Here is a 23,213-nt window from a genome sequence, read left to right as displayed (position 1 = left end):
ACCGATGCGCGCTGTGAACGTCATCTTGCGCCTGTTCGGCCTGCTGCTGCTGTTGGCGGCGGCGGGGCCGGCGCGCGCCTCGGTGTACTCGGCCGAGCTGTCGCAGCAACTGCTGCATGGCCCGGACCTGTGCGCCGAGGCGCCTTGCCGCGATGTGATGCCGCAGGCGCAGAAGTTTTCGGTCCGCAAGGGCCGGCCGAGCTATGTCGAAGGCATCGCCGTCGCGGCGGACAAGACCGAGCGCGTGGTCGGCTATGTATTCCTGTCGACCGACGTGGTCGACATTCCTGCGTATTCGGGCAAGCCGATCGTTACCCTGATCGGCATGGATACGCGCGGCATCATCACCGGGGTGCGCGTGCTCAAGCATTCCGAACCTATTCTGCTGGCGGGGATCGACGAATCCACGCTGCTCAAATTTATCGGCCAGTACATCGGCAAGGCCGGCGACGCCAAGCTCGAAATCGGCCATGGCGATGAAGCCAGCGGCACAGTGGGGCTCGATGCGATCAGCGGCGCCACCGTCACCGTCATCGCCGAAAACCAGGTCATTTCGCGCAGCGCCTACGAAATCGGGCGCCAGGTCGGCATCTTCAAGGGCGAAGTACGGCCCGCGCCGCGCTACACGCCGCTCGACGAGCGCCTGAGCTGGCAGCAATTGCTGGACGAAGGCAGCGTGGTGCATTTTCCCTTGCAGCGCGAGGACGTGGGCCTGGCGGGCGACGCCGCCTACATCGACATGTATTTCGGCCACCTGAACGTACCCTCGGTCGGCATCAGCCTGCTGGGCGAGCCGGTCTACAAGCGCCTGATGGCGGACTTGAAACCCGACGAGCAGGCCATTTTCATCATCGCCAACGGCGAAGCCTCGTTCAAGGGCTCGGGCTTCGTGCGCGGCGGCATTTACGACCGCATCCAGGTGCGCCAGGACCCGCAAAGCTTTACCTTCCGCGATACCGATTATTTGAACCTGTACGGCGTGCAGGCGCCCGGCGCGCCGGCGTTTACCGAGTCGGCCGTGTTCATCGTGCGCTCGGCCAACTTCAATCCGGCCTGGCCGTGGCAGCTGACGTTCCTGGCCAACAAGGCCGATCCGCAGAGCGGCGCCAAGACCTTCGTTCACTTCAACGCGCCATACTGGTTGCCGGCGCGCTACCTGGAAGGCGGGCGCCCGCACATCGTCCAGCCCGAGGCCAGCTGGCGCGCCATCTGGAAGGGCAAGACTGTCCAGATCGCGCTGTTCCTGCTGGTGCTGGCCTTTACCGCAGTCATGTATTCGCAGCGCGACAAGCTGGTGCGCGCGTCCAGGCGCAAGCACAAGCCATGGATCGAACGGCCGCGCCATGTGCTGTGGCTGGTCAGCGTGGTGTTCCTCGGCTTTTACCTCAAGGCCCAACCGAGCATCACCCAGGTGCTGACCTGGTTCCATTCCTTGCTGCATCAGTGGAAGTGGGAATTGTTCCTGTCCGACCCCTTCATCTTCCTGTTCTGGTGGTTCATCATCGTCAGCGTGCTGGTGTGGGGCAGGGGCGTGTTTTGCGGCTGGCTGTGTCCGTTCGGCTCCTTGCAGCAACTGGCGCTGAGCATTGGCAAGGCGGTCGGGCTGGGGCGCTTCCAGAAGCTGTTGCCGAAACCCTTGCACGACAAGCTCAAGTGGATCAAGTACGCAATCTTCGCGCTTCTGTTGGGAGTGTCGTTCTATTCCATGGAGACGGCCGAGCAACTGGCCGAGGTGGAACCGTTCAAGACCACTTTCATCGTTGGCGTGTGGAACCGTACCTGGCCGTTCTGGGTGTTCATCGGTGCGATTCTCGGCTGGTCGTTCCTGAGCGAGCGGCCGTATTGCAAGTATCTGTGCCCGCTCGGCGCCGGCCTCGCCATTCCCGGCAAGTTCCGCCTGTTCGGGCTCAAGCGCAAGGCCGAGTGCCAGACATGCCACGCCTGCGCCGCCGGCTGCGGCTCGCATGCGATCGACAGCGCCGGCCGCATCGACCAGATGGAATGCATGCTGTGCCTCGACTGCATGATCTTGTACTACGACGACCATGCCTGCCCGCCGCTGGTCAAGGAACGCAAGCTGCGCGAAAAGAATGGCGATGCGCTCACGCCAATCGATGCGGGCGGCTACTTTATCTCGCTCGATGCGGTGCGCGGCGCGCTCAAGGCCAAGGCGGCTTCTGCGCCCGAGGACAAGCCGTGACGACCCGCGCCGCCTTCGCCGCCGTCGCCTATATGCTGCTGGCCCTGTGCGCCGCCAGCACCAGCGCCGCCGTGCTGCAAGTGCGCGCGGGCGAGTCGATCGGCGCCGCCGTGCGCGCCGCCAGCGCCGGCGACACCATTGTGATCGCGCGCGGCCTCTACAACGAGCGCCTGCTGATCGACAAGCCGCTGGCCCTGCGCGGCCAGGGCCGTCCCACCATCAGCGCCCAGAACAGCGGCGACGTGATCCGGGTAAGCAGCAGCGATGTCACCATCGACGGCTTGATCCTGCGCGACAGCGGCGCCGACCTCGACCTCCAAAACGCCGGCGTGCACGTGCTGCCCGGTTCCGACCGCCTGATGCTGCGCAACTGCGTGCTCAGCTACACCCTGTTCGGCGTCTTCCTCGACAAGTCGGACCATTCCACCCTGACCGGCAACACCATCACCGGCAAGCGCGACCTGCAATCGGCCGCGCGCGGCAACGGCATCCAGGTCTATAACAGCGCCCACGTGGAAGTGATCGACAACAACATCAGCTATGCGCGCGACGGCATCTATGTGGATATCTCGCGCCATGCGCTGTTTCGCGGCAACAAGATCCACCACCTGCGCTACGGCACCCACTATATGAACACCAACCACAGCACTTGGGAAAACAACGAATCCTACCAAAACCGCGGCGGACTGGCGCTGATGGAAGTACGCAACCTGGTGGTGCGCAACAACATCGCCTGGGGCAACGAAGACCACGGCATCATGCTGCGCACGATCCAGGATTCTGTGATCGAAAACAATGTTGTCGCGGCAAACGGGCGCGGCTTTTTCGTCTACGACGCCGAGTACAACGTGCTGCGCAACAACTTGGTCATCAACAACCGCACCGGCGTGCACCTGTCGGCCGGATCGTCGAACAACGCGGTCGATGGCAACGATTTTATCGGCAACGAAGAGGCGGTCAAGTTCGTGGCCGCGCGCGACGTCGCCTGGGGCCGCACGCGCGGCAATTACTGGAGCGGCTACAACGGCTGGGACCAGGGCGGCGACGGCGCCGGCGACGTGCCCTACGAGGCAAACGACATGGTCGACCGCCTCAACTGGCAATACCCGCTGGTCAAGCTGCTCCTCTCCAGTCCGTCGGTGAGCACCTTGCGCTTCGTGGCGCGCCAGTTCCCCGTGCTGCGCGCGCCCAGCGTGGTGGACCGGCATCCGCGCATGCGGCCCAATAATCCTGACTGGCAACGTTGGAATGACAAACATGTCCATTGAACTCGACGCCGTGAGCAAATCGTTCGGCCCGGTCGAGGCGATCCGGAATGTCTCCCTGAACGTCAAGCAGGGCGAAATGTTCGGCTTGATCGGCCACAACGGCGCCGGCAAGAGCACCCTGTTCAAGCTGATGCTCGGCCTGTTGCCGGCCAGCGCCGGCAGCGTGAAGGTTGGCGGCGTGGCGACCTCGAGCGCGCAATTCCGCCAGGTGCGGCGCCGCATCGGCTATCTGCCGGAAAGTTTTGTCAGCTACGACAACCTCTCCGGCCTGGAAGTGCTGCAACTGTTCGCCGACCTGAAGCAGGTGGCGCGGGCCGAATGCGGCCGCGTGCTGCGCCGGGTGGGCCTGGCTGACGCCTCCGGGCGGCGCCTCAATACCTATTCGAAAGGCATGCGCCAGCGCCTCGGCTTTGCCCAAGTCCTGCTGGGCGACCCGGCATTGATCTTCCTCGACGAGCCGACCAACGGCCTCGATCCGGAAGGCATCGCCGATTTCTACAGCATCCTGCGCGAGGCGCAAGGTCGCGGCGCCACCATCGTGATCACCTCGCACATCCTGGCCGAGATCGAGGACCGGGTCGACCGCCTGGTCATCCTCGACGCCGGCAAGGTGGCCGCGCTCGGCACCCTGGCCGAGTTGCGCGCGCGCCAGGTGCTGCCCTCGCACATCGAGGCGCAGCTTTTGCCCGGCTGCGGCGACAAGGCCGGCCCGGCGCTGGCGCATCTGGCGGGCTTGACCATCATTATCGATGGCGACCATGCCGGCATCGCCTGCGCCGCCGCGCAGAAGGCGTCCGTGCTGGCCGCGCTGGCCCCGATGCTGTTTGATGTGAGCATCCGCGAACCCTCGCTGGAAGACCTGTTCCTCGGTTATGGAGGCCACCATGCACGCGCGCATTGAATGGGGCCAGGTGCGCGTGATCGCCGCCAAGGAATTTCGCGACCGCATCCGCAACCGCTGGGTGGTGGCCGTGGCCGTCATCTTCGCTCTGTTCGCGCTGGCGATCGCCTACTTTGGCGCCTCGCAGCAGGGAGAGGTGGGCTTTCGCAGCATCGACGTCACCGTGGCCAGCCTGGTCAGCCTGGTGATCTACCTGGTGCCGCTGATCGCACTCATCCTCGGCTACGACGCCATCGTCGGCGAGCGCGAGCGCGGTTCGCTGGAACTGATGCTGTCGATGCCGATCACCCGCTTCGAGATTTTGTTGGGTAAATATTGCGGCTTGTCGGCCGCGCTGGCCAGTTCCACCGTGCTCGGTTTCGGCGCCGGCCTGCTGCCGCTGGCGGCCGAGCTGACCGTGCGCGACGGCTACCACTACGCCGGTTTTGTGGGCAGCGCCATCTTGATGGGCATGGCTTTCCTGAGTATTTCGATGCTGGTGTCGGTGCTGGCGCTTGACCGCGTGCGCGCCAGCGGCGTGGCGATCGGCCTGTGGTTCTTCTTCGTGCTGATTTTCGACTTGCTGCTGATGGGTGCGCTGGTGCTCAGCCAGGGCCGCTTGAGCAGCAATGCCTTCGCGGCGTTGTTGATGCTCAACCCGGCCGATGTGTTCCGTCTGCTTAACATTTTCAGTTCGGAACAGGCGCAAAGCCTGTACGGGCTGGCCACCGTCATGCCGGGCGGCCTGCTTGAGCCGGCTGCGCTGCTGGCGATCATGGCCGCCTGGGTCGTGATTCCCTTCTTACTTGCCAACTGGAGTTTCAAATGTCCTTCAAGATGAGCCGCCTGCTGGCGGCGCTGGCCACCGCCGGCCTGCTGGCCGCGTGCGGCGAGCAGCTTCTCACCGCCACCGCCCAGGAGCCGGGCAGTGACACCGCCTGCGCGCTGGACGGCATGGTGCTGCTCGACTTTGCCGGTCCCAAGGCGCAGATCCAGTATGCCGAGGGCAAGGCCGATTACTACTGCGACCTGATGGAGTTGTTCACGGTGATGCTCGCACCCGAGCACAAGCGACGCATCGCCGGCGTGTTCGTGCAGGACATGGGCAAGACGGCGTGGGACAAGCCGAGCGGGCACTGGATCGCCGCGAAGGATGCGCTGTATGTGGTCGGCAGTAAGAAGCAGGGCTCGATGGGGCCGACCTTCGGCTCCTTCTCGGACCCCGCGCAGGCGGCCGCCTTTGCCAAGGCCGAGGGCGGCAAGGTGCTGCCCTACAGCCAGATCACGGCGGCCATGCTCGACACGGGCCACGCCGCCGGCGACATGCGCCATTGATTGTCCGTATTTTTAACGACTGGAAGAACATCATGAAAAACACGACTTTGCTTTCCCTGCTGATGCTTGCCGCGCTGGCCGCTTGCGGCGACAAGGTGCCGGCTCCCGCCGCCGCCACGCCTGAGAGCGCCCCGGCGAGCGCCGCAATCACGCCCGCACCGGCACCCGCACCGGCCCCGCCGCCCGCCGCTGCCCCTGCGCCGGCGCCATCCGCTCCCAGCGCGGCCGTGCTGGCCGCCGGCGAAAAAATCTACACCGCCTCGTGCGCCTCGTGTCACGCGGCAGCGGTGATGGGTGCGCCGAAACTGGGCGACAAGCCGTCCTGGACGCCGCGCATTGCCAAAGGCGTCGATGTGCTGTACGCCAGCGCCATAAATGGCTTGAAGATGATGCCGCCGCGCGGTGGCAACGCCGCCCTCAAGGATGAGGAAATCAAGTCGGTGGTCGATTTCATGGTCAGCAAGGCGCAATAAATCCCGGATGCGACCCTTTCAACGCATGCTGGTCCTGGCGCTGCTTTGCCTGCTGGGACTGGCCGCGTGCCAGCGCCCCGGCGCCGTGCATCGCACCCGCGGCCATGTGTTCGGTACGGCGGTCGAGGTCAGCATCTATGGCGGTTCGCCCGAACGCGCGGCCGCGCTCAGCGGCGCGGTACTGAACGAATTCGACCGCCTGCATCACAAATATCATGCCTGGCAGCCGAGCATGCTCACCTCGCTCAACGACGCCATCGCGCGCGGCGAGCCGTTTACCGCCGACGCCGAGATGGTATCCCTGCTGCAATCGGCAACCGTGGTGGCGGACCGCTCCGGCAACCTGTTCAACCCGGCGATCGGGCGCCTGATCCGCCTGTGGGGCTTCCAGAGCAGCGACATCGCGCCACAGGCCCCGGCGGCGGCCGATGTCCGGCGCTGGCTCGACGCGCGCCCGCGCCTGTCGGACCTGCGCTATGACGGCAACACGATTTCGAGTACCAACAAGGCCGTCATGATCGACCTGGGCGGCTACGCCAAAGGCTACGCGCTCGACCGCGCCGCGCTGATCTTGCGCCAGGGCGGGGTCGAGGCGGCATTGGTCAACGTGGGCGGCAATGTGATCGCCATCGGCCAGCCGGGCGGGCGGGCGTGGCGGGTCGGCATCCAGGACCCGCGCGCGGACGGCGCGCTGGCCCAGGTGGACTTGCGCGACAACGAAGCGATGGGCACGAGCGGCGACTACCAGCGCTATTTTCTCAAGGACGGCAAGCGCCACCCGCACATCATCGACCCGTGCAGCGGCTATCCGATCGACCTGGTGGCCTCGGTGACGATCATCACGGCCGGCGGGAGCGATGCCGGACTGCGCTCGGACGGCAACTCGAAACCGATGTTCATCACCGGCCCGGCCGGATGGGAGGCGATGGCCGCGCAGATGGGCCTGGCCGAAGTGATGCTGATCGACGCCCAAGGCAAGGTACACGCCACGGCGGCCATGGGCGCGCGCCTGGCGGCGGCGCGGCAGGGCGGGGTGGTGTCAAAATAGTTTCCGTGCGGGAATCAAAATATCGGAAAGTTTGCTTACGGCTAGAATAGTGATTCGACAACATGCGGCTGGGTATCGGCGCGGTTGATCCCACTCACATTACCGGAGAATAACTTGCCTAAACACTTAATCAAAATTTCAATGCTGTGCGCCGCGGTGCTGATGGCAGGTTGCGAAACCACCGGCTCCAAGCAGGCCGACCCGAACGCGGTCGAAGTGCCGTCGCCGAAGAATCCGGATTTCGCCGGCGAGATGGCCAAGTTCGATGCGCAATTCCCGAACGCCAAAGCGACCAAGTACGAAAACGAATCGATCGCCTTTAACAACGATCGCAAACTCGATCAAAAAGGCGATTGCCACGGCAAGTCGAAATACCCGGTCACGATCGTGCTGATCCTCGACGCCGACGGCAAAGTCACCAAGACCATGACCGATGTCGAGAATGCCAAGGCGGCGTGCTTCCGCAGCGCCTACAACGGCGTGCAGTTCCCGCGTCCGCCAATGGCCCCGTACCGCAAGGCGATCCTGCTGAAGTAATCGCTGTTCTCCCGCCGTGACCGACCGCCTTTGCCGCTTGCGCGCAAGGCGGTAGTCTGTGGGTCTTTGACGCGGGAGAGCACGCATGACTATCGGATGCGTATCGCCTCATGGTGGCGCGCTGCTGCAATGGCAATCCGATACTGCGGCCCGACAGCGTGTGCGCCGCTTGCGGCCGTCATGATACCTCGTCCGCCCCCCGCGCATTTTCTATGCGTACTCCACGATGGCGACGAGGCCGGCCAACGCAGATTTGGCCCACTGAGATAGGCTCTTAAGCGCCCTATTTAGCGAAAAAAGAATTCACTTCACTGGCACTTGCGAACTGGCCGTGATCGGCTTGCGCAATGCCTTCCTTGATGGCCTGGAGATGACCGGCCAGGTCGGCAGGGATAAGGACAGTCATTGATTTGTCGGCGTCTGGTTTCATGATTTCCGTTGCGGTAGCGTAAACATGGGGGACGTAGCCAACGGCGTCAACGCCTTCCCTGATCCCCATCGGCCACGCCCAGCGCGCGCAGCGAAAACGCGGTCACGTGGCGCGCGATGGCGCGGATGCCGGCTTCGTCGTACACCATGTCGGGCGCCAGCAGTTCATTGACCGGCCGCGAGTGGTCGTAATACAGCAACTGGCCCAGGATGCTGAACAGGTTGTTGCGAATCTCCATGTCGCTCGTGCCCGCCGGTGCGATCTCGCGCACCAGTTCGAGCATCACCACCTGGAGCGGCAGGATCAGGGTGTCGACGATGTGGCCCAGGGCGGCGGTCGGTTCCACCAGTTCCCAGCTGATCAGCCTGGAGATGAGCGAATGGGGGCCGGCGGTCATCATGTCGACCATCAGGCGCTCGATCAGGTCGCCGAGGCGGCGGGCGGCCGGAACCGACTGGTCGCGCGCGGGCACGGTCAGCTCGTCCATCTCCTCGGCGCCGCCCTCGCGGTCGATGACCGCCACGTACAGCCCATCCTTGCTTCCAAAATAATAGTTGACCATCGCCAGGTTGACCCCGGCGCGTTCGCAGATCTTGCGCACCGACGTGCCCCGGAAGCCCTTTTCGGCAAAGCACTCGGTGGCCGCGCTGATGATGCGATTGCGGACATCGTTGTCGTCAGCCTTCATCTTCAAGATACTCCTGTTTTATGCGAATTAAACATGTGTTTAATCTCTGATTTTTGAATTGTACATAGCAGGTCGAGGCTTGTCCATGCGTTTCCGCCAAGGTGCCGGGAATGCCGCATTCGCAACTATCAATTTCTGGTTGACAACTAAACGGGTGTTTTATACAGTCGTATTAAACGCTTGTTTGAAACACTTGTTTGGCGCCATCGAAGGCAAGTCCAGGCTTGCCGCGACAGGCGCCCACCGTTCAACGAAGGAAGGTCACCATGCAATCGAACCACTTTATCCGCACCGCCAAACCGGCCGCCGGCCTCGCTCTCGCACTTGGCGTTGCCGTGCTGGTCGCCGCTTGCGGCAACAAAGCCCCAGCCGGGGCGCCACCGTCCGGTCCCGCCCAAGTCGTGGTGCACACCGTCGCGGCCCAGCCAATGACGGTCACCACCGAACTGGCCGGACGCACCTCGGCTTTCCAGATGGCCGACGTGCGGCCCCAGGTCGGCGGCTTGATTTTGAAGCGCCTGTTCGTGGAAGGCTCCACCGTCAAGGCCGGCACGCCGCTGTACCAGATCGATCCGGCCAGCTTTGTCGCAGCCGTCAATTCGGCCAAGGCGACCCTGGCCAGCGCCCGCGCCAAGGCGCTGGCGGCCGAGCCGAAGGCGAAACGCTACAAGGAATTGCTGGCCATCGAAGGCGTCAGCAAGCAAGATCTTGAAGATGCGCTGGCCGCCGCCGCCCAGGCGCGCGCCGAAGTCGACTCGGCCCAGGCCGCGCTCGACGTGGCGAACATCAATTTGAAGTACACCAATGTGTATGCGCCGATCAGCGGCCACATCAGCCGCTCGAACGTGACCGCCGGGGCCTTGGTGACCGCCGGCCAGGCCGATGCGCTGACCACCGTGCAGCAGCTCGATCCGATCTATGTGGATGTGACCCAGTCCAGCACCGAACTGCTGGCGCTGCGCCGCCGTTTCGAATCCGGAAAGCTGAAGCGGGCCGACGGCGGCCAGGCCTCGGTCAGCCTGTTGCTGGCCGACGGCAGCCAGTACGCGGCGCAGGGCAAGCTGCAATTTGCCGACGTCAGCGTCGATGCCGGCACCGGCAACGTGACTCTGCGCGCGCTGTTCCCGAATCCGAAAGGCGAACTGATGCCCGGCATGTATGTGCGCGCCGTGCTCGACAGCGGGTTGGATGACAAGGCCATCACCGTGCCGCAGGTCGGCGTGACGCGCAACCAGCGCGGCGAAGCGACCGCGCTGGTATTAAACAAGGAAAACAAGGTCGAGCAGCGCGTGCTGAGCACGGGCGCGGCGGTGGGCGACAAATGGGTGGTCAACGCCGGCCTGGCGCCGGGCGATCGCGTGATCGTCGAAGGCTTGCAGCAAGTGCTGCCAGGTGCGCCCGCCGTGGCCGTGCCTGCCGCCGCACCCGCAGCGGCGGCGGCAGGCGCGTCCGCCGCTTCGCGCGCCACCCCGGCAGGAGCATAAGCATGGCCCGTTTCTTTATCGACCGACCGATCTTCGCATGGGTGATTGCGCTGGTGATCATGCTGGGCGGCGTGCTGGCCATCATGGGCTTGCCGATTTCGCAGTATCCGAGCATTGCGCCGCCGTCGATTTCGATCAGCGGCAATTATCCGGGCGCGTCCGCCAAGACGGTGGAAGACGCCGTGACCCAGATCATCGAGCAAAAGATGAAGGGCATCGACGGCTTGCAATACATGTCGTCGAGCAGCGATTCGAGCGGCTCCATCGGCATTACCCTGACCTTCAAGAACGGTACCGATCCGGACATCGCCCAGGTGCAGGTGCAGAACAAGCTGCAACTGGCCACGCCCTTGCTGCCGGCCGCCGTCACCCAGCAGGGCCTGGTGGTGAGCAAGGCCACCATGAATTTCCTGATGGTGCTCGGTTTTGTGTCGGAAAACGGCAAGATGGAAGAAGCCGACCTGGGCGACTATGTCGCTTCCAGCGTGGTCGACTCGCTCAGCCGGGTCGAAGGTGTGGGCGAAGTGACCCAGTTCGGCTCGCAGTACGCGATGCGGATCTGGCTCGATCCCGCCAAGCTGCTCGGCTACCAGCTCATTCCTGACGACATCGCCAATGCCATCCGCGCCCAGAACGCGGAAGTGTCGGCCGGCGAACTGGGCGGAGCGCCAGCGCGGCGCGGCCAGCAACTGAACGCGACCGTGACGGCGCAAAGCCGCCTGCAAACGAAGGAGCAGTTCGGGGCGATCCTGATCAAGACCCGCGCCGACGGCGCCGTGGTCCGGCTGCGCGACGTGGCCAGCATGGAGCTCGGTAGCGAGAGCTACAACATCGTGGCCCGTTTCAACGGCAAGTCGGCGGCCGGCGTGGCGATCAAGCTCGCCACCGGCGGCAACGCGCTCGATACCGCGACCAAGGTCAAGGCCAGGATCGCGGAGATGGAAAAGAACTTCCCGGCCGGGATGAAAGCCGTGGTGGCGTTCGATACCTCGCCGTTCGTCAAGCTGTCGATCGAGGAAGTGGTCAAGACCCTGGTCGAAGCGATCGTGCTGGTGTTCCTGGTGATGTATCTGTTCCTGCAAAATTTCCGCGCCACCCTGATTCCGACCATGGCCGTGCCGGTCGTGCTGCTCGGTACCTTCGGCGTGCTGAGCATGCTCGGCTACTCGATCAACACCCTCACCATGTTCGCCATGGTGCTGGCGATCGGCTTGCTGGTCGATGACGCCATCGTCGTGGTCGAGAACGTCGAGCGCATCATGAGCGAAGAAGGCTTGTCGCCGGTCGAAGCGACCAAGAAATCGATGACCCAGATTACCGGCGCACTGGTCGGTATCGCGCTGGTGCTGTCGGCCGTGTTCGTGCCGATGGCGTTTTTCAGCGGTTCGACCGGCGTGATCTATCGCCAGTTCTCGATCACGATCGTCTCGGCCATGGTGCTGTCGGTGGTCGTCGCCATGGTGTTCACCCCGGCGCTGTGCGCCACCTTGTTGCAGCCCGTCGAAAAGGGCCACAAGGCGGCGTCCACCGGTTTCTTCGGCTGGTTCAACCGCGGTTTCGACAAGGGCAGCCGCCGTTACCAGGGCTGGGTCGGTACCCTGATCGCGCGCACCGGCCGCACCCTGGTCGTGTACGCCATCCTGGCGCTGGTGATGGCCCTTGCCTTCCTGCGCCTGCCAACCTCGTTCCTGCCGGCGGAAGACCAAGGCATCCTGTACACCCTGGTGCAGTTGCCGGTCGGCGCCACCCAGGAGCGCACGCTCAAGGTGGTCGAGCAAGTCGAGCAGCATTATCTGAACGAGCAGAAAGACGCGGTGGAATCGGTGTTTTCGGTGGCTGGCTTCAGCTTCGCCGGTAACGGCCAGAACGCGGCCATGGCGTTCGTCAAGCTCAAGGATTTCGACGAGCGCGGCAAGGACAGCCTGCGCGCGCCCGCCGTGGTCGGCAAGGCCATGGGCCGCTTCTCGCAGATCAAGGATGCGATGGTGTTCGCTATCGCCCCGCCGGCGGTGATGGAACTGGGCAACGCGAATGGCTTCGACCTGATGCTCAAGGACGAAGGCGGCCTCGGCCACGACGCCTTGATGGCAGCGCGTAACCAGTTGCTTGGCATGGCTGCGCAAAGCAAGATCGTCACGCAGGTCCGTCCCAACGGCCTGGAAGATTCACCCCAGTACAAGCTGGAAGTCGACCAGGAAAAGGCCAGCGCGCTCGGTTTGTCGATCGCCGATATCAACAGCGTGCTGTCCACCTCCTGGGGTGGCGCCTACGTGAACGACTTCATCGACCGTGGCCGCGTCAAGAAGGTGTACATGCAGGGCGCGTCGGATGCGCGCATGGCGCCGGAAGACATCGGCAAGTGGTATGCCCGCAACGCCAAGGGCGAGATGGTGTCGTTCTCGACCTTTGCCAGCGGCAAATGGATCAGCGCATCGCCGCGCCTGGAACGCTACAACGGTACGCCGTCGCTCAACATCCAGGGCGAGGCGGCGCCCGGCTTCAGTTCGGGCGATGCCATGCTGGAAATGGAAGCCCTGGTCGCCAAGCTGCCGCCGGGCGTCGGCTATGAGTGGAACGGTGTCTCGATCGAGGAGCGCGCCGCCGGTTCGCAAACCACCATGCTGTACGCCATGTCGCTGCTGATCGTGTTCCTGTGCCTGGCCGCGCTGTATGAAAGCTGGTCGATTCCGTTCTCGGTGCTGCTGGTCGTGCCGCTGGGCGTACTCGGTACCGTGCTCGGCACCATGGTGTTCGGCCTGTCGAACGATGTGTATTTCCAGGTGGCGCTGCTGACGGTGGTGGGCCTGGCTGCCAAGAACGCGATTTTGATTGTCGAGTTTGCCAAGGAACTGGAAGACGGCGGCATGGACGTGAAGAAAGCGACCCTGGAAGCGGTGCACCTGCGCCTGCGTCCGATCCTGATGACCTCGATTGCCTTCGGCCTCGGCGTGTTGCCGCTGGCGATCAGCAGCGGGGCCGGCTCGGCCAGCCAGAACGCCATCGGTATCGGCGTGCTGGGCGGGATGCTGAGCGCGACCTTCCTGGGCATCTTCTTCGTGCCGGTGTTCTTCGTGGTGGTCCGCGCCTTCGTGGTCCGCAAAAACAAGGGGGCGAGCGCGCCTGCCATCGCTACCGTGGAAGGCCATTGAGATGAACAAGCAATTGATGAATGTGATGGGTTCGGCCCTGAAACTGACCTTACTCGCAGCCGTGATCAGCGGCTGCACAATGATGCCCAAGTACCAGCAGCCGGTCAGCCCGGTCGCTGCGGCTTGGCCTACCGGCACGGCCTACCCGGCGCAGGACGTCCAGGGCAGGCCAGCGGCTGACGTCGCCTGGCGCGACTACTTCGCCGACGAGCGCCTGAAGCAGCTGATCGCCCTAGCACTGGACAACAACCGCGATCTGCGCGTCGCGGCGCTCAATATCGACAAGGCGCGCGCCCAGTACCGCATCGAACGCGCGGCGCTGCTGCCGTCGGTGGCGGCGCTCGCCAGCCAGAACGCCCAGCGCAGCGCCGACAACCTGAGCGTGGGCGGGCAGGGCGGCGTGAGCCGGCAATATGGCGTGAACCTCGGCGTGGCGGCGTGGGAAGTCGACCTGTTCGGCCGCGTGCGCAGCCTGTCGGAAGCGGCGCTGCAAACCTACCTGGGCATCGAAGACACGCGCGCCAGCGTGCAGATGTCGCTGGTGGCCGAAGTGGCCAACGCCTACCTGACCCTGATGGCCGACCAGGAACGGCTGGCCCTGGCGCGCCAGACCTTGTCGAGCCAGCAGCGTTCGCTTGAACTGAGCGAAAGCCGGGTCAAGGCCGGTGCGGCGGCCGGGTTGGACCTGTACCAGGCGCGCACCACCGTGGAAACGGCGCGCGCCGACGCCGCCGCCTACACGGCCCAGGTGGCGCAGGACCGGAACGCGCTGACCCTGCTGGCCGGGGCCGCCGTCCCGGTCGACTTGCTGCCGCCGGCCGGCCTGGCGGGCGTGACCGCGCTACTTGATGTCGGGGCCGGCTTGCCGTCGGACTTGCTGTACCGCCGGCCGGACGTGCTTGCCGCCGAACGCACCCTGCAAGCGAGCAACGCCAATATCGGCGCGGCGCGCGCGGCGTTTTTCCCGCGCATTACCCTGACCGGGCAGGCCGGCACGGCCAGTTCCAGCTTGTCGGGCCTGTTCGACAGCGGCTCGGGCGCGTGGAGTTTTGCGCCCTCGATCAGCCTGCCGATCTTCAATGGCGGCGCCAATCGTGCCAACCTGGAAGTGGCCAAGGTCAGCCGCGACATTGGCGTGGCGCAGTACGAGAAAACCATCCAGGTGGCGTTTCGCGAAGTGGCCGACGCCCTGGCCCAGCGCGGCACGGTGGACGAGCGCCTGAACGCCCAGCGGCAACTGGTGGCGGCGTCCGACAAGAGCTACCGCATCTACGAGGCGCGCTACAAGAATGGCGCCGATACGTTCCAGAATGCGCTGATCGCCCAGCGCGCGCTGTACGCGGCGCAGCAGGGCCTCATTTCGGTGCGGCTGGCCGAGCAGGCCAGCCGGGTGACCTTGTACAAGGTGCTCGGCGGCGGCTGGCGCGCGGGCGATGGCGCGCCGGTGCCGGCGCAGGGATGATGCGTTTTAAGAAACTGTTTTGACCCTCGACAATCCCGCTACGGCGCATGACCGGCAGCGGGATTTTTTTGTCGCCTGCAAGCGCACATGGCACATTGCCGCGCAGGTAGCCACAAGCAGTTCTTTCAAGTAAATACTACGTTAGACTGGCGCATTCTCCGGTTGCCGGACCGGCCGGCCTATTAACAACACTGGTATGACATGAACGTAACGTATCCGCGGTTTGCCGTCGTCGGGCTCAATATGCTGGCGGTGGCCATGAGGGTGCCGGCTGGCGGCATACCACCGTTGTCCGATGCGTGGGAGTTACTTTACGTACTCTCCTACTTCGCCCCCTCCATTGCCGTGCTGGTGTTTTACGCGTCCTACAGGATGCACCTGACGCTGACGCTGCTGTCGATCCTGGCCTGCATCATCATGCCGGGCGGTGCGCGCGACAACTCGGCAATGGGTCGGGGTATTTTTCATCTATTTGTCGTATATCCCGCTTGTTTGATGTGCGGGTTTATCCTGCTCGATAAGGCGTGGCGCAGGATTACCTCCAGGCCGGATGCCGATCAATGGCGTTTGTAGTGTTGCCAAGACTGCCACCGACGGCTGAAACACCGTGATCCTCGTCAGGACAAGCGCAGGCGCGCTGCATTTCGGGCTCAATGCGCACAGCGCGCGCACGCTGCTCGGGCATGTGGCCCACCTGCGCCAGCATGGACGCAGCGACTTTACCGCGCGCGATGGCGGCAGCGGCGAGGCCATCGCCATCTCGCTCGCCAGAAGCGATACCGACCGGCTGGGGCTGCGCAAGAACGCGCTCGACTTGCTTCTCGACGACGACAGCATCGACCTGGCCGCATTCAAGCTGGCCGAGTTCATCGCGCAGGGTTTTTGTCCGACGCCCGAATTCATCGAATGCGGGCCGCACAAGCCGGGCCGCAAGGGCCGCACCATCAGCATTTACTTCGTCCCCGCCCCTACGCAGAACTGATTGCGTCCGGCCGCCTTGGCCTGATACAGGGCCGCGTCGGCCTGGGTCGACAAGGCGCGCGCATCGGACGCTGCGCTGTTGGTCCAGGCGATGCCGATGCTGGTCGAAACCTGGCGCGCCATCTCGCCCACCGAAAACAGCGGCCGCATGGCCTCGACGATCTTGGCGCCAACCCTGGCGCATTCCTCGGGCGAGCGCACGCCTTCCAGGATGACGGTGAATTCGTCGCCCGCCAGGCGCGATACCGTGTCGGTCTTGCGCACGGTGCGCAGCAGGCGCCGGGCGAATTCGCGCAGCACCTCGTCGCCGCCGGCGTGGCCGAGCGTGTCGTTGACCTGCTTGAAGCGGTCGATATCGAGGAACATCAAGGCCATGCCGCTGCGGTTGCGCACGCTGCGGCCCAGGGCCGCTTCCAGTTCGGCCTCGTAGCTGCGCCGGTTCGGCAGGCCGGTCAGGGTGTCGGTGTGGGCCAGCGCCTTCAGGTTGGCCTCGTGCCGGCGCGCCGCCGTCACGTCGGTCGAGAGCAGGTAGGCGCCCAGCACCACGCCGTCGCGCAGGTGCGGAATGTACACCGAGTGCAGGATACGGGTCTCCCCGCCGTGCTCGACTTCGAGTTCGAGTTGCACGGTATGGCCTTCCAGGCAGCGCCGCAGCTGTTGTTCGCGCTGGCCGCAGAAGTGCGCGGGGAACACTTCGCTGACGCTCTTGCCGACCATCGCGGCCGGATCGACGCCGTACCACTGCCTGTACATGGCGTTGGCGAAGCGGTAGCGCAGGTCGGCGTCGAGATAGGAAATGAGGGCCGGCAGGTTGTCGGTGACGGTGCGCAGGCGCTCTTCGCTGTCGCGCTGGCGGATTTCGCTGCGCTTCCTGGCGGTGATATCGAAGGCCATCGCATAAAACCCGTTCACCGAGCCGGCCGCGTCGATATCGGGAATGTACGAGGCGTGATAATGCGAGCTGCGCCCCTCGACCGTGAGTTCATCTTCGAACGAGACGCGCTTGCCCTGCAGCGCCAGCTTCATGAACTGCTCGACTTTTTCGAACTCCTGCACGCTGTAGGCCTGGCGCACCGGCTGGCCGATCAATTGGGCTTTTTCGCGTCCGTAGAAGCGCAGCGCCAAGGTATTGAGGTAAGTGAAGTTACCGGCCTTGTCGACCTGGCCGATCAGCGCCGGCAGGTTTTCGGTAATCGCCCGCAGGCGCTGCTCGTTGATCTTGAGCTTGCGTTGCGAGTCGTTCAGCTCCGTGATGTCCTTCATCGTCACCACCGCGCCCAAGGCTTCGCCGTTCGGGCCGCTCATGCGCCGTCCGCTGGCAAGCACGTAGCGCCGCGCGCGGTCCCTGGGTGCGATGACCATGGCGCTGTCCTTGATCGTCTCGCCTGCCAGTGCGCGCAGCAGGGGCACCTCGCGCTCTTCCAGCAGATGGGCGCCGTCGGCCGAGAACAGGCTGTAATGCGCGGCCCAGTCGCCGCTCGGCAGCGCCTCCGGCGGCAGGCCATGGAACTGGCGCGCGGCGCGGTTGAACAGGGTCAGTTCGCCGTCGGCCGAGCAGGCGACGACGCCGACATCGAGCGTCTCAAGCACCGTGTCGAGCAATTCTTGCTTCTGCTGCAAGGCGAGCTTGACGCGGATGCGCTCGGACACGTCGTGCAAAAATGCGCCGAAAAACAGTTCACCGCCGGCCTGGAAGGCGTTGATCGTCATCTCGACCATGATGTCGCCGTGCTCGCGCGTGCGCGCCGGCATTTCGATGCGCGTGTTGATCACCTTACCCATACCGTGGCGGGCGAAGCGTTGCATGCCTGCGCGGTGCGCCTCGCGGTAGGCTTCGGGGATGATCAGGGTGGCCAGATCCTGGCCCAGCGCTTCCTCGCGGCTCCAGCCGAAGGTGCGCTCGGCCGACGCATTCCAGTCCACCACCACGCCGCTCGCATCGGTGCCGACAAAGGCGCTGAAGGACGAGCCGACGATGGTGCGGATGCGCTCCTCGCTGGTGCGCAGGGTCGCTTCGGCGGCGAGGCGCTGGCCGATTTCGCGCTTGAGCGTATCGTTGGCGTCGCGCAGGGAGCGGGTGCGCTGTTCGATGCGCTGTTCCAGCTCGCCGTTGAGCGCTTGCACGGCCTGTTCGGCGCGCACCCGTGCGGCCACCAGCGCTCCCTTGTTCAGTTCATCCTCGACCAGGGCGGCGAAATCGCGCAGGACCTGGCGCGCCGCTTCGTCGAACTTGCGCGGCACGGTATCGATCACGCACAGGGTGCCGACCGCCTCGCCATCATGCGAGAACACGGGCTGGCCGGCGTAGAAGCGGATATCCGGGGCGCCGGTGACCAGTGGATTGGCGGCAAAGCGCGTATCGCACAGCGCGTCCTCGACCACCAGCATGTCGCGCCGCTCCACCGCGTGGGTGCAAAACGAGATCGCGCGCGACGTTTCGGTCGCCGCCAGGCCAACCCGCGATTTGAACCACTGGCGCTGCGCGTCGACCAGCGAGACCAGCGCGATCGGCATCGCCAGCGTGGCGGCCGCAAGGCGGGTAAGGCGGTCGAAGCGTTCTTCCTGCGGCGTGTCGAGCACGCGCAGGGCGCACAGCGCGCGCACCCGCCTGGTATCGTCGAAATGAGGTGTTGCGATTGTCATGAGGCTTTCCGGTCGCCGGCGCCAGGCGTCGGTATTTTGCAACAGTGCAAAGGACCGGCGGGAGCGTGGCCGGGAAAAATGCTGGTACGAGGTGGACGCGAAGGCGCGCCTGGGGCCTGGTCCGGCCGCAACAAGGGCTGCGACTACTATACCAAAATTTCTATGGAGAAAATATTTTCTTCCAAAAGATATATTTTACTCAACCATCGTATTGAGAATCATTTCCATTTGGAGTAAGATGCGGCCGTCTCCCCAGTCCCACGGGCGAGTTGAAAGCCAGTATGTTGCTTGCCCTAGCCTTGATCCTGACGCTGCTGTCCGCCGCGTGCTGCAATTTCAGCACGGCCAGGGCCGAACCACGCCTGCCGGCCTTGGCGGGGTCGGTGCTGTGCGTGGCGCCGCTGGTGCTGGCCGTGCTGGCGCTGGCCGCCCGCATGAGCACGTTTACCGCCATCCTGACCGTGCTGACGGTATGGATGATCGCCTTGCCGCTGGTCGGCGTGCTGCGCGCCCTGCGTCAAGCGCGCGCGGGGAGCGCGCATGGCTAAGGACACCATCCGGCGCGACCGGGTTTTGCTGCACAACGGCCTGCTGGCCCTGGTGCTCGGCTATCCGCTGGCGATCGCCGCCAGCGGCGCGCTGCACCAGCTGATGCGCTTTCTCGGCGCCGGCCCGGTGGTCGGGCAATTGACGATGTGGGTGGTGTATCCGCTCTGGATCGCGGTCATCGCGCTGGTGTTCCTGTTGCCCAGCAAGCGTGCCGGCTGGATCTGGCTGGCGCTGGCCAACGCGCTTGCCGCAGGCGCCTGCTACCTCTTGATGCAAGCCGGCGGGAGCGCCGCATGAAGGCCGACATCGTGCGCACTTACAAAGTGGTGCATACCTGGGTCGGCATCCTCAGTGGCGTGATGCTGTTCATCGCGTTTTACGCCGGCGCCTTTACGATGTTCAAGCCCGAAATCGGGCGCTGGGCCGAAGCGCAGCCGAATGCGCAGCAGGGCGCCAGTTCGCCGCTCGACCCGCTGGCCAGCGCCTTTTTCACCGCGCGCGACCCGGCCATCGGCAGCGCCGTGCTGGTGCTCGACCGTGAACGGCCCGGATACGGCCGCATGCGCTACTTTGATAAGCAGGGCGCGACCTGGCAGGTCACGCTGGACGCGGCCGGCCGCCTGCAAACGAGCGCCGCGCAGACCGGCCCGGCCGGCCACTTTGCCGACCAGGTGCACCGCAACGGCGGCTTGCCGCTGGCCGGCGCCGTGGCCGAGCCGATCATCGGCTTTGTGGCGCTGCTGTATGCGCTGGCGCTCATTTCCGGCGTGGTGATCTTGCTGCCCTCGCTGATCAAGGACTTGCTGCTGCTGCGCATCGGCGCCAACGTCAAGCGCTTCTGGCTCGACGCCCATAACCTGATCGGCATCACCAGCCTGCCGTTCCACCTGGCCATTGCCCTGACCACGGCCGGGTTTTGCCTGCACGACTGGGTCTACGACACGCAGGACGCCACCATCCACGCCATCGGCAAGCCGGCCGCGGCGGAACCGCGCGCCAAGGGCAAGCCCGGGCCGGATACCAGCGCGAACTGGGTTGCGCCGTCGCGCCTGCTGGCCAGCGCGCGCGTGCAGTCGAGCACCTTTACGCCCACCGAACTGACTTACCGTGGCCTGAACAGCCCCAAACCGCAAGTGAACATGGGCGGCGAGGACTGGAGCGGCCACATGCGCGCCCCGCGCGCCGGCTTCATGAACTTCAATCCCGTCAGCGGCCAGCTCAACAAAGGCATCAGCCTGCTGCCGCACCAGCAAAACAATTGGGAAGCGAGCCTGTCCGCCATCTTCGCGCTGCACTTCGGCAGCTTCGGCGGCGTGCCGGTGCGCCTGGCCTACGTGGTGATGGGTTTACTGGGCGCGATCCTGTTCTACACCGGCAACCTGCTGTGGATCGAATCGCGCCTGCGCAAGAACCGCCAGCTGGCCGCGCCGCTGCCGCAGCCGCGCCATGTGCGGGCGGTGGCGGCCCTGACGGTCGGCCTGTGCCTGGGCGCCGTCATCGGCCTGCCCCTGGGCCTGGTGGCGCTGCGCTGGCAGGCGGCGCTGGGGCTGGCCATGCCGGGCATCGGCCTGGCCATCTTCAACGCCGCGCTCGCAATCGGGCTGCTGGCGGCGCTGGGGAAGGGCGCGGCCTGGGCCGGTTACCGGCTGACCGCCGCCGCCGCCCTGGCGACCCTGCTGGTGCCGCTGACCAGCGTGCTCGCCTGTGTATTCCCCGCCCTGCCGGTCGGCAAACCGTATGTGAGCGATTACCTGTGGATCGACGGCCTGTCGCTGCTCGGCGGCGCGCTGCTGCTGTGGATGGCGGCGCGGGTGCGCCGGCGCGCGCGCTCGGGCGAACAGCAAAGCGTCTGGCGCGAGCTGGGCGCGGCCATGCCGTCCCCGCCAACGAATTCGGATCAAACATCTTCTCATCAAATAGCATCTAACCAAATGGAGCAAATGTAATGCGAGTCGTCCCTGTGTGTGCTTTCCGTATCATTCCCCTGGCCTGCATGACCATGATCGCCACCCTGGCCCTGCCGGCCATGGCCCAGGCGCCTGTCGAGACGATGAAAGAAATCACCGTCAAGGCCGCCGCCGAAACGGCCGGCAGCCTGCCCGCAGCCGCGCCCGGCGGCAAAGTGGCCAAGGGCGCCCGCCTGGGCGTGCTCGGCAACGTGAGCGTGATGGATACGCCGTTCAACATCACCGGCTACACCGCGCAAACCATCGCCGACCAGCAAGCCCAGACCATCGGCGCCGTGCTCAAGAACGATCCGTCGGTGCGCACCACCACCAACGAAGGCCACGTCGTCGAGAACTTCAATATTCGCGGCTTCGGCGTCGGCTCCGGCTCGATGGCGATCAATGGCGCCTACGGCCTGGCCCCGGAACAAAACACCCCGACCGAAATGTTCGAGCGCGTCGAAGTGCTCAAGGGTCCCGGCGCGATGATGATGGGCCTGCCGGCGGCGGGCGACGTGGGCGGCGCCATCAATCTGGTGCCGAAACGCGCCGGCGCCACCCCGCTCACGCGCGTGACCACCTCGGTATCGAGCAAGTCGAACGTGGGCGTGCATGCCGACGTGGCGCGCCGCTTCGGCGACGACCAGGCGCTGGGCGTGCGCGTCAACGGCGTGCTGTCGGGCGGCAAAACCTGGCTGGACCACCAAACCCGCCGCCGCGAAATCGGCCATGTGGCCGTGGACTACCAGGGCAAGGGCTGGAACGTCGAGATGGACGCCTACTCGCTGACCAACAAGGTACGCAAGGGCGCGCCGATGCAGCCGATCATCACCGGCTGGACCAGCGTGCCGAAGGCACCGCACGGCTCGACCAACTTCTTCTACGGCGAAGATGTGTACAGCAACACCGAAACCCAGGGCCTGATCGTGCGCGGCCAGGTGGAACTGGGCGCCGGCTGGAGTGCGTTCGCCTCGGCCGGCACGGCCAAGCACTCGTACGACGGCTTCATCTTCGGCACGCGTCCGGTATTGCCGGTCTCGGGCGGCAGCAGCGGCAAGGCCACCGGTACCGCCTACAACTCGTGGGGCGAGTACGAAACCACCACCGCCGAGATGGGCGTGCGCGGCCAGTTCAACACCGGCGCCATCGCGCACAAGGTGACGGTGGCGGCCAACGTGATGAACTATGAAGGCGGCGGGCGCGCCAACGGTACGGGTGCGATCACCAGCAACCTCTACAACCCGACCCCGATCACCATGCCGGCCGCAAAAGATGCCTCGACCTACAATCCGGTCAACGACGATGTGATGACGGCGCTCAGCGCGGTCGATTCGATCTGGTTCGCCGACGGCAAGCTGCAATTGACGCTCGGCCTGCGCGCCCAGAAAGTCAACCAGAAGCTGAGCAAGTACGAAGAAACGGCGGTCACGCCGCTGGCCGGCGTGGTCTATAAGCCGTGGGGCGAGAACGTGTCGCTGTACGCCAACTACGTCGAAGGCCTGAGCGCCGGCACCACGGTCAAGACGCCGTACGCGAACGAAGGCGAAACCTTCAAGCCGTACAAGTCGAAGCAGCTCGAGGCCGGCGTGAAGTGGAACATGAATACGCTGACGCAAACCCTGAGCGTGTTCCAGATCAGCAAACCGGCGCTGATCGAATCGAACAACCGCATGTCGCTTGACGGCGAGCAGCGCAACCGCGGCGTGGAGTGGAATGTGTTCGGCAAGGCCGGTAACGACATCACCTTGCTCGGTGGCGTGGCGTACACCAAGGCCGAGCAGACCAAGACCAACAAGGGCCTCAACCAGGGCAAGGCGCAGCTCGGCGTGCCGCGCCTGACGGCCAATGTCGGCCTCGATTACGCGCTGGCGGCGGTGCCGGGGCTGGAACTGAGCTCGCGCATCAATTACACCGGTTCGCAGTGGCTGGCGGCGGATAACAGCCTGAAGCTCGATTCGTGGACCACGCTCGACCTGGGAGCCAAATACGCGACCCGTTTCGGCGCCATGCCGGTGGTGCTGCGCGCGTTTGTCACCAACGTGGCCGACAAGGAGTATTTCGAGAGCGCGTGGGGAGCAGGGCGCCTGAACCTGGGCGCGCCGCGCGCGATCAGGCTGTCGGCGGCGTTTGATTTCTAAGC

20 protein-coding genes are annotated in these 23,213 nt (G+C 65.0%); 17 read left to right on the top strand and 3 right to left on the bottom strand.

What is annotated here, in order from left to right:
* Positions 1–4 precede the first annotated feature (4 nt).
* The 8 genes from F2P46_RS09895 (at position 5) to F2P46_RS09860 (ending at position 7,741) form a co-directional block, all read left to right on the top strand.
* Positions 5–2,200, top strand: a complete 2,196-nt coding sequence (locus F2P46_RS09895) for a 4Fe-4S binding protein (RefSeq protein WP_166888468.1) — start codon at positions 5–7, stop codon at positions 2,198–2,200.
* 32 nt (positions 2,201–2,232) lie between these two features.
* The gene (locus F2P46_RS09890) at positions 2,233–3,468 is read left to right on the top strand and encodes a nitrous oxide reductase family maturation protein NosD (protein ID WP_166888462.1); all 1,236 of its coding nucleotides are present in this window, start codon (positions 2,233–2,235) and stop codon (positions 3,466–3,468) included.
* Positions 3,458–4,369 carry an ABC transporter ATP-binding protein gene (locus F2P46_RS09885; protein ID WP_208296565.1) on the top strand — a complete coding sequence of 304 codons (912 nt, stop codon included), beginning with the start codon at positions 3,458–3,460 and terminating at the stop codon, positions 4,367–4,369. Before F2P46_RS09890 ends, F2P46_RS09885 begins: the two co-directional genes overlap by 11 nt.
* Complete coding sequence (locus F2P46_RS09880) at positions 4,353–5,189, top strand: ABC transporter permease subunit (RefSeq protein WP_208296564.1); 837 nt, start codon at positions 4,353–4,355, stop codon at positions 5,187–5,189. The genes F2P46_RS09885 and F2P46_RS09880 overlap by 17 nt, the downstream gene beginning before the upstream one ends.
* Positions 5,174–5,683: a nitrous oxide reductase accessory protein NosL gene (locus F2P46_RS09875; protein ID WP_166888250.1), complete on the top strand. Its 510-nt coding sequence runs from the start codon at positions 5,174–5,176 to the stop codon at positions 5,681–5,683. The genes F2P46_RS09880 and F2P46_RS09875 overlap by 16 nt, the downstream gene beginning before the upstream one ends.
* Positions 5,684–5,715: 32 nt before the next feature.
* A complete protein-coding gene (locus F2P46_RS09870; protein ID WP_166888247.1) occupies positions 5,716–6,156 on the top strand; it encodes a cytochrome c5 family protein in 441 nt (146 codons plus the stop codon).
* Positions 6,157–6,163: 7 nt separating this feature from the next.
* Positions 6,164–7,204: an FAD:protein FMN transferase gene (locus F2P46_RS09865; protein WP_229509197.1), complete on the top strand. Its 1,041-nt coding sequence runs from the start codon at positions 6,164–6,166 to the stop codon at positions 7,202–7,204.
* A 114-nt stretch (positions 7,205–7,318) separates the two neighbouring features.
* Positions 7,319–7,741: a hypothetical protein gene (locus F2P46_RS09860; RefSeq protein ID WP_166888244.1), complete on the top strand. Its 423-nt coding sequence runs from the start codon at positions 7,319–7,321 to the stop codon at positions 7,739–7,741.
* Between the two features lie 283 nt (positions 7,742–8,024).
* Here the strand turns inward: F2P46_RS09860 and F2P46_RS09855 are convergent, their stop codons facing one another.
* Together F2P46_RS09855 and F2P46_RS38230 are read right to left on the bottom strand one after the other, a co-directional pair.
* A complete protein-coding gene (locus tag F2P46_RS09855) occupies positions 8,025–8,171 on the bottom strand; it encodes a hypothetical protein (protein WP_166888241.1) in 147 nt (48 codons plus the stop codon).
* A gap of 46 nt (positions 8,172–8,217) precedes the next feature.
* The gene (locus tag F2P46_RS38230) at positions 8,218–8,859 is read right to left on the bottom strand and encodes a CerR family C-terminal domain-containing protein (RefSeq protein WP_267875848.1); all 642 of its coding nucleotides are present in this window, start codon (positions 8,857–8,859) and stop codon (positions 8,218–8,220) included.
* Positions 8,860–9,125: 266 nt separating this feature from the next.
* On the opposite strand from F2P46_RS38230, the gene F2P46_RS09845 reads away from it, so the two are divergent.
* From F2P46_RS09845 to F2P46_RS09825, 5 genes are all read left to right on the top strand, one after another.
* Complete coding sequence (locus tag F2P46_RS09845) at positions 9,126–10,343, top strand: efflux RND transporter periplasmic adaptor subunit (RefSeq protein ID WP_166888236.1); 1,218 nt, start codon at positions 9,126–9,128, stop codon at positions 10,341–10,343.
* Positions 10,344–10,345: 2 nt separating this feature from the next.
* On the top strand, positions 10,346–13,492 hold the full coding sequence (locus tag F2P46_RS09840) for an efflux RND transporter permease subunit (RefSeq protein WP_166888233.1): 3,147 nt from the start codon (positions 10,346–10,348) through the stop codon (positions 13,490–13,492).
* A gap of 25 nt (positions 13,493–13,517) precedes the next feature.
* Positions 13,518–14,954, top strand: coding sequence for an AdeC/AdeK/OprM family multidrug efflux complex outer membrane factor (gene adeC, locus F2P46_RS09835; RefSeq protein WP_166888456.1), 1,437 nt, complete (start codon positions 13,518–13,520; stop codon positions 14,952–14,954).
* Positions 14,955–15,155: 201 nt separating this feature from the next.
* On the top strand, positions 15,156–15,527 hold the full coding sequence (locus F2P46_RS09830) for a hypothetical protein (protein WP_166888230.1): 372 nt from the start codon (positions 15,156–15,158) through the stop codon (positions 15,525–15,527).
* Between the two features lie 34 nt (positions 15,528–15,561).
* Positions 15,562–15,936, top strand: a complete 375-nt coding sequence (locus tag F2P46_RS09825; RefSeq protein WP_166888227.1) for a hypothetical protein — start codon at positions 15,562–15,564, stop codon at positions 15,934–15,936.
* Here F2P46_RS09825 and F2P46_RS09820 read toward each other — a convergent pair.
* Entirely contained in the window at positions 15,906–18,578 is a 2,673-nt protein-coding gene (locus tag F2P46_RS09820) for a PAS domain S-box protein (RefSeq protein WP_166888223.1), read from the bottom strand. The two genes, F2P46_RS09825 and F2P46_RS09820, sit on opposite strands and share 31 nt — an antisense overlap.
* A gap of 281 nt (positions 18,579–18,859) precedes the next feature.
* Between F2P46_RS09820 and F2P46_RS09815 the strand changes: the two genes are divergently transcribed.
* The 4 genes from F2P46_RS09815 to F2P46_RS09800 are packed head-to-tail and all read left to right on the top strand — an operon-like array spanning position 18,860 to position 23,211.
* Positions 18,860–19,126, top strand: a complete 267-nt coding sequence (locus tag F2P46_RS09815) for a hypothetical protein (protein ID WP_166888220.1) — start codon at positions 18,860–18,862, stop codon at positions 19,124–19,126.
* Positions 19,119–19,424, top strand: coding sequence for a hypothetical protein (locus tag F2P46_RS09810; RefSeq protein WP_166888217.1), 306 nt, complete (start codon positions 19,119–19,121; stop codon positions 19,422–19,424). The genes F2P46_RS09815 and F2P46_RS09810 overlap by 8 nt, the downstream gene beginning before the upstream one ends.
* Complete coding sequence (locus tag F2P46_RS09805) at positions 19,421–21,073, top strand: PepSY-associated TM helix domain-containing protein (RefSeq protein WP_166888214.1); 1,653 nt, start codon at positions 19,421–19,423, stop codon at positions 21,071–21,073. The genes F2P46_RS09810 and F2P46_RS09805 overlap by 4 nt, the downstream gene beginning before the upstream one ends.
* The gene (locus tag F2P46_RS09800) at positions 21,073–23,211 is read left to right on the top strand and encodes a TonB-dependent siderophore receptor (RefSeq protein WP_166888212.1); all 2,139 of its coding nucleotides are present in this window, start codon (positions 21,073–21,075) and stop codon (positions 23,209–23,211) included. The genes F2P46_RS09805 and F2P46_RS09800 overlap by 1 nt, the downstream gene beginning before the upstream one ends.
* Positions 23,212–23,213 lie beyond the last annotated feature (2 nt).

This window comes from Massilia sp. CCM 8734 (assembly GCF_011682155.1).
In the GTDB taxonomy this organism is placed as follows: Bacteria; Pseudomonadota; Gammaproteobacteria; order Burkholderiales; family Burkholderiaceae_D; genus Telluria_A; species Telluria_A rubra.
This window is presented reverse-complemented; position numbering and strand designations above follow the sequence as displayed.